Origin of the sequence: Rathayibacter sp. AY1A4, from assembly GCF_002930955.1 — a bacterium.
GTDB lineage: Bacteria > Actinomycetota > Actinomycetes > Actinomycetales > Microbacteriaceae > Rathayibacter.
The window spans coordinates 25,145-36,382 of sequence record NZ_PSTN01000029.1 but is presented as its reverse complement, the minus strand read 5'-3'; the positions used below and the strand labels follow the sequence as shown (position 1 = coordinate 36,382).

Genomic DNA, 11,238 nt, shown 5'->3' with positions numbered 1-11,238 from the left:
ACTGGCTCTGCATCCCGTCCTCGTTCGTGGCCGGGACGAAGGTGCTGACGGTGGTGATCTGCTGCATGTTCTTCCTCTTCCTCATCGTTTTTTTGCCGTCAAGGCGGTTCTCCGCCTTAGCAACCGGAGGGCGCAGTGCAACCCGCAGGGCGGCGGTGGAGAGAGTTTCGGCGCGATGTGAGGGAGCGCAGCGACCGCGTGCCGAAAGTCTCGGAGGAGCCGGTGGCGCAGCCACTTGAACGGAGCCCGTAGGTAGCTACGACCGCAGCGAAGCGGAGGGAGCCGCCGAAGGCTTCACGGCAAAAAAGGGTGTGAGCCCGTAGGGCGACCAACGGCGGCCGGCGCAGCCGGGCGACCTCTAGGCGGCGCTTCGTCGCCGCTGCACGAGCGCAGCTCGCGCCTCCCGGAACGGGATCCCCGGGGAGCGTGAGGGGCCCGCCCCTCACGGGCTACCTACCTATATAGGTAGGTAGCCCTCGCTCGATCAGCTCGCGGCGGCCGTCTCGGTGGCGGCGGCTCGGGCTGCCTCCACCTCAGCGGCGGTGTGGTGTCCCTGCACGTCGGCGTAGGCGACTTTGTAGGGGCGGGTTCCGTCGTTCCAGTCGAGCGCGACAGTCACGCTCTTGGGGTTCACGCGGGTAACGACGTGCCAGCCGAAGCGGTGCTTGATCATGTCGCCCTTGGCGATCGTGTCGCGGCTGTGGATCGTGACCCGTCCGGCCGCGGCCTGCGCCTCGCGGACGGCGGTCCAGTAGTCGCGCTGGTCTTCGAGCTGCGCGCGCTGGGTGAGCAGCCGCTCCCGGTAGGCGCCCGTCGCGGGGGCGGTCGTCTCGATGTAGCCGCCACCGAAGTTGTGCGAGCTGCCCTCGATCTTCCGCGTGCAGCCGCGAATGTCGGTATCGAGCCGGTCGATGCGGCGGGCCACCATTCCCGGCGCGTAGCGGGATTCGGTGGTCCCGGCGGCGACGTCGGCGCGGGCGCGGGCGCGGGTGGCCTCGCGGTCGGCCTCGACGCTGCGGCCCATCGCGTTGTGGGCCTTCTCGATCGCGTTGCGGTGCCGCGTCTCGGAGTGGTGGCCGATCTTGATCGGCTCGCCACCCTCCGGGAGCCGGTCGAACGCGCGGCGCGCGGCCGCGTCGGCGGTATCGGCGTCCGCGGCGCGGCGCTCGGCCTTCGCGTCGAGCGCGTCGACCCGGGCGGCCTGGCGCTCGATAGTCGCCGCCTCCGCCTCGGCGGTCGAGCGGAACGTCTCTTCGGCTTTGATCGTGACCTCGTGTCCGGCGTCGCGCAGGGCGGTCGCGGCCCGGTTGATGGTCCACCACTTCGGCAGGCGGTCGCGGGACTGCGGGACGTACCAGGCGCCGATGGAGCGGCCCCAGCGCCAGCCGGACGCCTTCAGGATCTCGGCGGTGCCGTCCCCGCGGCTGGTGCCCTCGATGATCGTTCCGGCTTCGGGCGTGTGGGTGATGGTGAGCATGTCGGTTCTCCTTCTCGGTTCGGGGGGGGTCAGTCGTTGTCGCGGTAGTCGGCGGGCGTCTCGCTGCGGTCGTGCAGCGCGTACGCGGCCGGGAACAGGTCGAGCGCTCGCGCGACGTCGACCGGAACGACGACGTAGGCGCCGGAGGCCATGTAGCCGACGCGATCCGCGGGCAGCGCCTCCACGGGCTCGAAGTGCTGCAGCGTCACCCCGGGAAGCCCCGCGCGGCCCTCGCGGGTGACCAGGTGCACGGCCGGGGTCTGCTCGGTCACCGGGTCGCGGCCACCGGCGCCGACGATGACCACCTGACGGGCGGTCCGGCTGATCCCGTCCGCTCCGGGTCCGTGGTACTCGCTCTTGATGACCTCGGTACGGGTGCCGCGCTGCTGGCTCATGGTGTGTCTCCCTCTGGCTGATCGTTTTTCTTTGCCTCTCCGGCGGGGAAGACCGTTTGAGTGGAGGCGGCGGAGTGACGCCGATCACGAGCGATGTGAGGGAGCGCAGCGACCGCGTTCGGGATCGGTGGCACGCAGCCGGTGGAGCGAAATAGGTTGAAACCGCGGAGAGGTGAAGAAAACAGGTGGAACGGGCCGCCGTGGCGGCTTCCAACCTGCGGCGCGCGGCGCCGCTGCGCGAGGGCATCTCGCGCCCCCGGAACGGGCTCGGAAGCGTCTAGGACGCGGGAGGATGGGTACCTGGTAGGCAAGCGGCCGACGACGGGAATCCCATGCACCTGCTCGAGCTGACTATCGGACCGCGCCACTTCTCGCTGCCGGTCGACGTCGATCGCGTCGGGCTCACGCAGCGCCTCGAACAGGCGGCGGCCGCCGGCGGCGCCTTCGTAGAGATCCCGACGTCGCGCGGAACGACCTCAGCGTTCGTGACGCCCGCGACTGCCGTGTTCCTGGACGTCATCGACGCCCCCGACGAGACGGCCGACGGCCTGGACCCGCGGACCTCCTCGATCGACGTCGACCTGGTGGACAGGTTTTCTAAGTGGTGACGACGCCGCTCTAGCGACCGCGGTCGCCGCGGTCCGGCGCTGGCGTCGGTGAGGTGGCCGGGATCGCTCGGTCACCGCGCTCGGGCGCCGTGGTCAGCGCCGTGGTGGAGAAGCTGCGAGAGACGGTCGCCTGAGCCTGCGCGAGGGCGGTGTCGATCAGAGGGCGCCCGAACGCAGTGCGCGACTTGTCGACCTCGACAGTGCGCGGCTGCCCTTCCGCGGGGGTGTTGTAGCGGCGGAATCGCATCACGGTGGAGCCGGTATCGGCCAGCTGCTCGGCGGCGAACTCAGGGAGGGACCGACCTCCCGGGCCGGCATAAACGTTCCTGGCGTACTCGCTGGGCACCCATCGACCGCCGAGCTCGTCGGCGCCGGCGAGGGCGCGTTCGTAGGAGTCCTGCCAGCGGCCGGCGATCCGCGCTTCCGACAGCTCGAACGGCACCTCGACGTCGATCACTTCGACGCTGTAGCCGGCTGCCGCGAACCGCTGCCCCAGCTCGACCGCCTTCTCGGGCGAAGAGAGCACGGTGTCGATCACGACGTTCTGGCCGTCCCGAATGGCCGCGTCGCGGAGTTGGATAGCGAGAATGGAAGACTCTTCGTGCACGAGCGAGGCCAGCTCGAGCGGGAAGAACTTCTCCCCCGCTGCCTCGGCGGCGCGGACCTCGGGCGGCAGGATCGTGCTGTCGTAGGTGCCGTCCTTGATCGCTTCGGTGAGCAGCGCCCGCTTGAACTCGTCGGCGTCGATGGTGAGCCAGGCGTTGCGGTCGGTGCCGAGCACGTCTCGGAGAACGGTCGATTTACCGGCACCAGGCGGGCCGGCAAGGATGATCGCCTTCCGCTCTTGGCGCACGTCAGGGAATTGTGCGCGGTAGTCGGCCACAAAGCGGTCGTGTAGTTGTTGCCGCGCACCACGCGGCTCGTAATCCTGGTCGGCGCCGAGCCGGAACCACTCTCGGTTGTTCACCGTCGCGTGTTCGCTCTTGGGGCTCAGCGGCCCGCCCGCTCGCGCCCATGCACGCACTGTCTCGCGGTGCTTGGCGATCGCTGACGAGTCCTCCCCAGTCACCGACCTTGCTCGCTGTAGCGGTCCAGGATCTCGTCGTATGTGTCGACGTCGATGAGGTGCTCACTCAGAGCGCGTCGCACCTCTGCAAACTCTCCCGCGTCCGCGGTCGTCCAGTCGTAGCCGTCGCTAGCTGACCCCGGACGGTAGGACCAACGGCCGAGCTCATCGATGACCTGCTCCTTCGTCAGCTCCCCCGCGTCGTAGCGCTGAGCAATCTCGTAAGGCGTTGCGCCAGAGAATCCGGGCCGCACGTCCGACACTGCGGCCGCGGACTTCAATGCGCTGTTGACGGAGGGCTGTGAGATTCCAATTTCTTGCGCGAGCTGCCTCTGCGTGGTGTCCTCCGCAGCGCGGCGCAGCGCGCGAAGATATGACACCCGCGTTACGACCTGCAAGCTGCGCAGCTTGCGGATGGTCTCCCCATCGGGCCTCTGAATGATCGACACGGCAACCACCTCCTATAGAACATTCTATCTGAGGAGGCTGGCCGCCGATAGAAGTCAGCGGGCGTGAGCGGTCGCCAGCTCGGCCCAGTGGGTCGTGGCGCGCAGCGAGAGCGCTTCGCGCTTCATCGTCCAGACCGGCCCCTTGCGGATCCCGGCGAGGCCCAGTCCGACCGCGGAGCGGCCGTGGCGTTTCGTCACGGCGTCGATCGTGGCGCCCAGACCCTTGGAGTCGAAAGCCGTATCGAACACGTCGAGGAAGGCGTGGGAGTCCTTCGGCGACAGGTTGGTGAGGATGACGCCGGCCCGCACGTAGCGGGCGCCCTCGCGCAGCCGCGGGCGCAACGTCGCGATCGCGGCCTTGACGATACCCACCGGGTCGTCGGTGGGCACGGGGAAGCCGGCGAGGCCGCCGGCGGACTCGTACGGCGCGTCCGCGAACGGCGACGTCGACGCGAAGACGCTCATCGTCTTCGTCACCGACCCCTGCGCGCGCAGGCGGTGCGCGGCGCGTTGCGCGTAGACGGAGAGCACCTGCTCCATGTCCGCGATCGTCGTCACCGGAGTGGCGAACGAGCGCGAGAAGATCAGCTGATCCCGGACGGTGCGGGCCGCCTCGAGCGGGATGCAGTCGACCCCGCGCAGCTCGTAGACGGAGCGCTGCAGCACCACGGAGAACTTCTTCCGGATCAGCGCCGGGTCGGCATCGCGCAGGTCCCGGATCGTGTGGATGGACAGCTCCGCGAGGCGCTTCCCGGTGCGGCCGGCCACTCCCCACAGCTCAGTGACGTGCTGCGACGCCATGAGCGCGTCGAGCTGATCGGGCGTGTACCAGTCGGTGTCGCAGACCCCGCCGAGGCGCGGGTGCTTCTTCGCTCCGCCCTTGTTGACGAACTTCGCGAGCGTCTTGCTCGGCCCGAACCCGACGCAGACGGGCAGGCCGACGTTCTTGGCGACGGCGGCGCGCATCGCGCGGCCGATCTTCGCCCGCTCCGCCACGTCGCCGTCGACGCCGAGGAAGCTCTCGTCGATCGAGTAGACCTCCTGCCAGGCGGAGTATCGGCCCAGCAGCTCCATCACGCGGGCGGACAGCTCGCCGTACAGCTCGTAGTTGCTCGAGCGGGCGATGACCTCCGGAAGACGGCCGGAGCGGATCAGGGGTTCGATCTTGAACCAGGGGGTGCCGTTCTCGATGCCGAGCTGCTTCACCTCGTCGGAGCGGGCGACCACGCAGCCGTCGTTGTTCGAGAGGACGACAACGGGCCGGCCGGCGAGCTTGGGGTCGAATAGCCGCTCGCAGGAGACGTAGAAGCTGTTCACGTCGACCAGGCCGACGCGCCGCTCAGAGCGCACGGTGCAGCCGGTGGAGACAGACCGTGACGACGCCCCACACCTGGAGGTCACTCAGCTCGGCGACGTGGATCGGCGGGTACTCCGGGTTCTCCGCCCGCAGCACCACTCCCCCGGGGTGCAGCTCGAGGCGCTTGACGGTCAGCTCGCCGTCGAGGATCGCGATGACCACGCTCCCGTGCGTCGGCGTGATCGACCGGTCGACCACGAGCTCGTCGCCGTCGCTGATGCCCGCGCCGGTCATGCTCTCGCCCGAGACGCGGACGATGAACGTCGAGGTCTTGTCCCGGATGAGGTGGTCGTTGAGGTCGAGGGACCCGTCGAAGTAGTCCTGTGCCGGCGACGGGAACCCGGCAGCCACCGCGTCACTGGTGACGAGGAAGGCGACGGCGACGGCGTCCGAGGCCGGAGTCGCGATGCGCTCCACAACGGTCACGCTCATGGTCGGCCCCCTCCTCGTCTCATCGAACATATGTTCGAATGCGTCCGAGTGTAGGTCGGCCCCACCGACACTCGCTCCCAGCCCGCGCACCGAGCGGGATCGGGTGCTCATACCGGGCGAGTCCTACCCAGATACCTATATAGGTATCTGGGTAGTTTGCTAGGTGGATAGATAGCCATATAGGTTTGCGGCATGCAGACAATGATGATCTACAGCGAGAGCGGCGGTGCGACGAAGAGCACCACCGCGGTCTCCCTGGCGATGGTGGCGGCCGAGGAGGGGCGGCGGGTGATCCTGATCGACCTGGATCCGCGTGGCGCGACCACGAAGTGGCTCGACGCGCAGCCCGTCGACGTCGGGCTCGACGTCGGAGCGATCCTGGGTAACGCCGACCCGAGGGGATGGGCGGACGAGCTCGCCGTGCCTTCGCCCTTTCACTCGAACCTTCGAGTGATCCCGTCCGACCGCAGCGTGAGCGCACGCGAAACGGACGATCCCGGAGAAGTCGGGCATCGCTTGGCGGACTCGCTCGAGGATGTGCCTGCGGACCTCGCGATCATCGACTGCCCGAACCGCCAGGGCGGGTCGCTGATCTACAACGCCCTGACGGCGGCGGAGTCAGTGATCTACGCCGCCACGCCCACCGCTGACGGCGTGGACGGATTCATTGGTGCACAGGAGAGTGTGCGCCGCTACAACGACCTCAGCGACCGCGCAGCGGTCGAGGAGGCCGGCATCATCGTTGGCGGCTACAAGGAGACGATCACGCCGCGAGAGGCTACGCACAGCATCGAGCAGATGCGAGAGACGGGGCTTCTCCTGACTCCGCTCGTCCCGCACCGGACCATCGTCGGAGAGGTCCGGTACTCGCACGACTGGTACGGCAACTTCCGCAAGGGCGCACCCGTCGCCGCCGCATACCGTGAACTCGCACGAAAGGTCATCCGATGACGAACGAAGATCGCCCCGCCAGCCTCCCGCGCCGAGCACAGCCGGCGCCCGACCGCAGCGACCCGATCGCGTCCAAGCCTCGTCCGGCTCCGACGCCCGCACCGGCGCCGGTAGCAGCCCCGGTATCGCGGGCGAATGCGGGCACGGCGGCCACGCCGCCGCGGAAGCAGCCCACGGAGGTTCTGCATGTGGACGTCGATGCCGAGCTGTCGTACTACGTCCAAGACCTGCGAGCCGCGACCGGTCGCACTAAGAAGAACATCGTGGAAACGGCCCTGAGCGAGTACCGCGACCGGAACCCGCTCAGCTGAGCCCGAGCCCCTCGAAGATAGCCAGATACCTATATAGGTATCTGGCTATCTTGATTCTCATGCAGAATCTAAATGGCGCTGTTGCACCAGGAGCGAACGGCGGATTCGAATCGCTCTGGATCGGCGTTCCATTCGAGGGCGTGGCCGGCGGGGTCGCTGGCGATCAGCGTCGCATTCACGTGCGCGTTGCTGAACGAACGGGAGTCGCTGAACGGCGTGGTGCGATCACCCCCCGAATGAATCAGGAGCACCGGTATGCGTAGTGGTGCGGCTGCGTCTATCCAGTCGAGTGCTTTGAAGTTGAGAGGAACTGGTGAGCCCAGTAGACGACTGACACCGCGGGCGCCGAGAGCCCATGTGGCGGCCGCAGCGACGACACGGGGGACTCCGGCGTTAGCGGCGCTGAAGAGCACGCTGTTGCGCCAACTGAGGACGGGGGAGACAAGGATCAAGCCTGCGATTCTGGATCGGTGCGACGAGCTCGTGGCGAGGCGCAACGCCATTGAGGCGCCGCTGGACCAGCCGACGAGGACGACCCGGCGCGCTCCCCGCTCGAGAGCGAGCGCGATCGCAGCGTCGACGTCGACCCATTCGGTCTGACCGAGCGTGAACGCATTGAGTGGCGCCGTTGGGCCTTCTCCGTCACCGCGGAAGGAAGGCACCAGTGAGGTGTAGCCGGTGCCTCTGAGTGCATGCACGGAGCGAAAGGCAGCGTCTCGGCCGGACAGACTGCCGTGGATGTGGATCGCCCAAGTGTCTGCGGCGTCTCCTTTGCCGGAAAACAACCAGGCAGGCGCCTGTCCAAGCTCGGTTTCGACGGTCACCTCGCGGGCGTCCGGGTCGAGTTCTCGGGCCGTCGCGAACACATTCCCGATGGGTCGACTCAGGGAGCCGGCCGTGGGGGAGGGGGCATCAGCATTGAGTGTGAGGATGCGTTCGATCCCGTCTGGTCCGCTTCGCAGGATCGGACCGAGGACCGCGTGGCGGGTTTCGTCGTCGTAGAGCAGGCCGAGCTTGCCGTTCTGCTTCGTGATCGGAGTAGGACCGAGGACGATGCGATCGGGCGTCGGAACCGCGACGATCGGTGTTGGGCGGCTGCGCTGCGGTCGGATGACACGGCGCGCAACGGTGGCGACGACCGCGGCTCCGGCGACGCCGACACCAACTGCGGGGATCGCGACCCAGAGTGCGCTCACCGGCTATGCGGCCTTCCGGAAGCCGCCGCCGATCACTCGCGGAGTGAACGCCTGGTCGGGAGCGATGAGCGTGCGGACCCGAGCGACAGCTGCATTCTCGTCAAAGGTGAACGCGCCCTCTCCGCGAACCTCAGCGTTCTTCGTGAGCACGAGGATCTGTTGAGCGTGTGCGATCAATCGCCGGTCGCTCAGGTAGGTCGTGAACGGTGGTCGCTCGATGAGGCCGTGTCGGACGGCGGCCTTCGATGCTCGAGCGACGTCGATCCGGCGACGGAGAGGAACGACGATCGCCGTCCACCCGATGCCGAGCATGATGATGAGAAGACCGAGGAAGAACGGTATCTCAGCGGCGTTCCACGCGGAGTAGCGGAAGGCGTCTCCGCCGTAGCCGAAGTGAGAGGCTGTGAGGAAGGCAATCTCGATCAAGCAGCCGATCGTGGTGATGGCGAATCCGGTGATGAAGACGAGCTGAACCCCGCGCCAGTTGCGACGCGCGTTGATGATCGAGGAGACGGATAGCCACACGAGAGTCGCCATGTAGGCCGATCCGTAGAGCCAGACGGCGGTCTGGTCGAGGCGGTCGATGATGAAGTCGACGCTTGTGCGGCCCCGGTTGCCGATCAGCAGGAACGGCACGATGTAGGAGCCGAACATGATCGCCAGGCCCCACCGACTGCCGACGCGGCCTTCGCCGCCGGCGCGCCGTCCGAGCGCTTCGCGGAAGAACCAGAAGGCCGATGCTGCTGCCAGGTCGCGGACGAGGGTGATGACGTTGGTGCCACCCAGTAGCGCGTCATATGTGAAGAAGGGGATGGGGAATCCGTAGGTGGAGAGTGCGACGGCACCGCTCACCGTGGCCCAGAAAGCGGGACGCGCTGCGGGCTTCGCTGCGGCGCGAGGAGCCCGCACAAGCACCAGCGCAATGAGAAGCGCTAGGCAAACCTGTTGGATCATCCGAAATACGTTTCTTCGCTCGTCCGATTGAGTGTCTGGATACGGCGGACCATCGCGAAAGCTACTTCCTCGATGGCAATCTCCGCCTTCGCTTCTGTGCTTTCTGGATCATCTGTCGGGGCACAGAGGTGTGTGGCTCCGTGCCGCCGGCCCGGATGGATCAGCCGCGGGATCTGCTCGCTGAACCAGGCGTCCGGAGCGTAGACGAAGAGGATGTGCGCAAGCTCATGGCACGCGTTCTGGCTCTGGTAGTGGAGCTCGTCGCTCTCTCGGCAGACGACGGTGCCGAACTCGGCTGTGTCGATCCAGAGCCCTGTCACTGATTTGAGGTCAGCGCTGGCGGAGGCGATCAGATAGATCGGCTTGCCGTAGACCTTCTCGACGGACGATTGAAGATCGTCCCACGTCGCGGCGGCCGGAAGTCCGAGCCTGCTCACGAACTCGTCGGCCGCCTGAACGATCGATCCACTGCGGCCTTGGCCACTGCGGCGGAGCATCCGCCACCGGCCGCGACCTCGTTCCGTGGAGTCTGACGGCATCGATGGACTCCGTTCGCCTGGCCGGGAGAAGCTCATCCACTTTAGACGGCATTCCGGGCGCGAGCGGAGCTGCGTGGCCCTACAGGACGGCGCGGCCGGCTATCGACGTAGCTCGGTGACGATTTCGGACACGACGGCGGCGATGCCGCGTAGCTCGTCGGGCTCGATTGTTCCGAGCGATCGGGCGGCGACGCGCTCGATGCCGAGCGAGCGCATGGTGCCGTCGAACCCGAGGCGGGCTTCCACGGCCTCGACCAGCTCGGGGTCGTCTCTGAGCAAGTAGTCGGGGTCGACGTCGAGTGCTTCGGCCACGGCGAAGAGCACTTCGACTCGTGGTGCCGAGGGGAGTTGCCCGGCCATGAGCAGGCCCCATTCCTGGCGATCGATCGAGGCCCCGCTGAGGAGAAGGATCTCGGAAATTCTGGTGCGGGAGGTAGTGGCGTCGAGGCCTCGTGAAGTGAAGACCAGTGAGAGACGACGCGCCAATTCGGCGGGACGTAGAGCGCTGGATTCCTCAGTCGGCATGGATTCGCCGTCTGTGACGTAGCTGACCAGTTCCTTAAAGGCTACTCGGCCCTGAAGCTGCTTCACGAGCGAGTCCAAATCGGCGTTCGTGGCGTGCGCGAGCGCGAGAAGAACAGGGACAGGCATGTCCCGTTCTCCCTTGATGTACCGAAGGACGGTCCGGTAGGGCAGGCCGGCTCGCTCAGCCGCGGCCTTCACGTTGAAACCGGCGTCGTAGATGGCGCTCTTGACGGCCTCGCCTATGACGGCATTGACGTTCGTTGAGTCCACCTCCACACCACGATTCTAGGTCGGCGGCTACCGACGTGCCGTCAGTGTAGACAGTCAGTGTCCCATTTGGGCATCTACGAGTGTCCAAACGGGCAGTTTGGGACTAGATTGTGATGAAGGCAACGAGGGGAACCAACGACATGAAGCACACGAAGCACACCGGCACCGGCCTCTGCGCCGCGATGGCCGCTGCGGCTGTGCTCGCATTGGCAGGGTGCTCGGGCGCTGCTCCCGAAACAGCACGAACTGCACCGACGCCGACCGCCCAGATCCCTTCTGCATCGGGCTCGACTGCGGCCAGCACGGCTGAGGCGACGCCGACTGCGGCCGCCGCTCCGGTCGACTCTGAGCCGGTTCCCGTTCCGGGAGTCGAGAACGACGCGCTTGCCCTCGCGGCCTCGGCAGTGACGGCGTTCTGCCGCCCGACGCTCGACTACGACACCTGGATCGCGGAGCTCTACCCGTTCCTGACTCAGCAAGCGGCGATCGCCTACGAGACGGTCGATCCGATGAACGTGCCCTGCACGTCGTTGACCGGCGATGCTCGGGTCCGGGACGGCGACGGCACGTTCACCATTCGCGTTCTGGTGCCCACCGACGCTGGGGACTACTCGGTCTACGTCCACCGTGCTGTAGAGACGGCGCCCTGGGGCGTCGAGCAGATCACCCCCCTGGCCTCGGAGTAGGCCGGTGCAGAAGGGGGGAATT

At 67.2% G+C, this 11,238-nt stretch carries 15 protein-coding genes; 5 read left to right on the top strand and 10 right to left on the bottom strand.

Going from position 1 to position 11,238, the window contains the following annotated elements; genetic code table 11:
- The coding region (locus C5B92_RS17555) for a hypothetical protein (RefSeq protein WP_219814358.1) at positions 1-181 on the top strand (181 nt) is incomplete at its 5' end.
- Between the two features lie 303 nt (positions 182-484).
- Here C5B92_RS17555 and C5B92_RS14685 read toward each other — a convergent pair.
- Together C5B92_RS14685 and C5B92_RS14680 are read right to left on the bottom strand one after the other, a co-directional pair.
- A complete protein-coding gene (locus C5B92_RS14685) occupies positions 485-1,477 on the bottom strand; it encodes a DUF3560 domain-containing protein (protein WP_104234444.1) in 993 nt (330 codons plus the stop codon).
- A gap of 29 nt (positions 1,478-1,506) precedes the next feature.
- Positions 1,507-1,872 (bottom strand): hypothetical protein, encoded by a 366-nt coding sequence (locus tag C5B92_RS14680; RefSeq protein ID WP_104234443.1) that lies wholly within the window; start codon positions 1,870-1,872, stop codon positions 1,507-1,509.
- Positions 1,873-2,204: 332 nt separating this feature from the next.
- Here C5B92_RS14680 and C5B92_RS14675 point away from each other — a divergent pair, with 332 nt between their 5' ends.
- A complete protein-coding gene (locus C5B92_RS14675; protein WP_104234442.1) occupies positions 2,205-2,480 on the top strand; it encodes a hypothetical protein in 276 nt (91 codons plus the stop codon).
- Positions 2,481-2,490: 10 nt separating this feature from the next.
- On the opposite strand, the gene C5B92_RS14670 is transcribed toward C5B92_RS14675, so the two are convergent.
- From C5B92_RS14670 to C5B92_RS14655, 4 genes are read right to left on the bottom strand one after another with little or no spacing between them, the layout of a single operon-like run.
- Positions 2,491-3,549 (bottom strand): zeta toxin family protein, encoded by a 1,059-nt coding sequence (locus C5B92_RS14670; RefSeq protein ID WP_181028843.1) that lies wholly within the window; start codon positions 3,547-3,549, stop codon positions 2,491-2,493.
- Entirely contained in the window at positions 3,546-3,995 is a 450-nt protein-coding gene (locus tag C5B92_RS14665) for a winged helix-turn-helix transcriptional regulator (protein ID WP_104234441.1), read from the bottom strand. Before C5B92_RS14665 ends, C5B92_RS14670 begins: the two co-directional genes overlap by 4 nt.
- 54 nt (positions 3,996-4,049) lie before the next feature.
- Positions 4,050-5,345, bottom strand: a complete 1,296-nt coding sequence (locus C5B92_RS14660) for a Y-family DNA polymerase (RefSeq protein ID WP_104258230.1) — start codon at positions 5,343-5,345, stop codon at positions 4,050-4,052.
- Positions 5,335-5,784 carry a LexA family transcriptional regulator gene (locus C5B92_RS14655; protein ID WP_104234439.1) on the bottom strand — a complete coding sequence of 150 codons (450 nt, stop codon included), beginning with the start codon at positions 5,782-5,784 and terminating at the stop codon, positions 5,335-5,337. The genes C5B92_RS14660 and C5B92_RS14655 overlap by 11 nt, the downstream gene beginning before the upstream one ends.
- Positions 5,785-5,976: 192 nt before the next feature.
- Here C5B92_RS14655 and C5B92_RS14650 point away from each other — a divergent pair, with 192 nt between their 5' ends.
- Both C5B92_RS14650 and C5B92_RS17005 read left to right on the top strand, forming a co-directional pair.
- Positions 5,977-6,735 (top strand): ParA family protein, encoded by a 759-nt coding sequence (locus tag C5B92_RS14650; RefSeq protein WP_104234438.1) that lies wholly within the window; start codon positions 5,977-5,979, stop codon positions 6,733-6,735.
- Positions 6,732-7,046 carry a hypothetical protein gene (locus C5B92_RS17005; protein WP_146079344.1) on the top strand — a complete coding sequence of 105 codons (315 nt, stop codon included), beginning with the start codon at positions 6,732-6,734 and terminating at the stop codon, positions 7,044-7,046. The genes C5B92_RS14650 and C5B92_RS17005 overlap by 4 nt, the downstream gene beginning before the upstream one ends.
- 68 nt (positions 7,047-7,114) lie before the next feature.
- Here the strand turns inward: C5B92_RS17005 and C5B92_RS14645 are convergent, their stop codons facing one another.
- From C5B92_RS14645 to C5B92_RS14630, 4 genes are all read right to left on the bottom strand, one after another.
- On the bottom strand, positions 7,115-8,242 hold the full coding sequence (locus tag C5B92_RS14645; RefSeq protein WP_104234437.1) for a S9 family peptidase: 1,128 nt from the start codon (positions 8,240-8,242) through the stop codon (positions 7,115-7,117).
- A 3-nt stretch (positions 8,243-8,245) separates the two neighbouring features.
- Positions 8,246-9,196, bottom strand: a complete 951-nt coding sequence (locus tag C5B92_RS14640) for a hypothetical protein (protein ID WP_104234436.1) — start codon at positions 9,194-9,196, stop codon at positions 8,246-8,248.
- Positions 9,193-9,735: a hypothetical protein gene (locus C5B92_RS14635; RefSeq protein WP_146079343.1), complete on the bottom strand. Its 543-nt coding sequence runs from the start codon at positions 9,733-9,735 to the stop codon at positions 9,193-9,195. The genes C5B92_RS14640 and C5B92_RS14635 overlap by 4 nt, the downstream gene beginning before the upstream one ends.
- 99 nt (positions 9,736-9,834) lie before the next feature.
- The gene (locus tag C5B92_RS14630; RefSeq protein ID WP_104234434.1) at positions 9,835-10,536 is read right to left on the bottom strand and encodes a helix-turn-helix transcriptional regulator; all 702 of its coding nucleotides are present in this window, start codon (positions 10,534-10,536) and stop codon (positions 9,835-9,837) included.
- A gap of 134 nt (positions 10,537-10,670) precedes the next feature.
- Between C5B92_RS14630 and C5B92_RS17000 the strand changes: the two genes are divergently transcribed.
- Positions 10,671-11,216 carry a hypothetical protein gene (locus tag C5B92_RS17000; RefSeq protein WP_146079342.1) on the top strand — a complete coding sequence of 182 codons (546 nt, stop codon included), beginning with the start codon at positions 10,671-10,673 and terminating at the stop codon, positions 11,214-11,216.
- The last annotated feature ends 22 nt before the right edge of the window (positions 11,217-11,238 follow it).

Bases quoted from the DNA above. Each gene is read 5' to 3' on its own strand.
- C5B92_RS14685 (WP_104234444.1), bottom strand. From the start codon at position 1,477: ATGCTCACCATCACCCACACGCCCGAAGCCGGAACGATCATCGAGGGC.
- C5B92_RS14635 (WP_146079343.1), bottom strand. From the start codon at position 9,735: ATGCCGTCAGACTCCACGGAACGAGGTCGCGGCCGGTGGCGGATGCTC.
- C5B92_RS14655 (WP_104234439.1), bottom strand. From the start codon at position 5,784: ATGAGCGTGACCGTTGTGGAGCGCATCGCGACTCCGGCCTCGGACGCC.
- C5B92_RS14640 (WP_104234436.1), bottom strand. From the start codon at position 9,196: ATGATCCAACAGGTTTGCCTAGCGCTTCTCATTGCGCTGGTGCTTGTG.
- C5B92_RS17005 (WP_146079344.1), top strand. From the start codon at position 6,732: ATGACGAACGAAGATCGCCCCGCCAGCCTCCCGCGCCGAGCACAGCCG.
- C5B92_RS14650 (WP_104234438.1), top strand. From the start codon at position 5,977: ATGCAGACAATGATGATCTACAGCGAGAGCGGCGGTGCGACGAAGAGC.
- C5B92_RS14675 (WP_104234442.1), top strand. From the start codon at position 2,205: ATGCACCTGCTCGAGCTGACTATCGGACCGCGCCACTTCTCGCTGCCG.
- C5B92_RS14680 (WP_104234443.1), bottom strand. From the start codon at position 1,872: ATGAGCCAGCAGCGCGGCACCCGTACCGAGGTCATCAAGAGCGAGTAC.
- C5B92_RS17000 (WP_146079342.1), top strand. From the start codon at position 10,671: ATGAAGCACACGAAGCACACCGGCACCGGCCTCTGCGCCGCGATGGCC.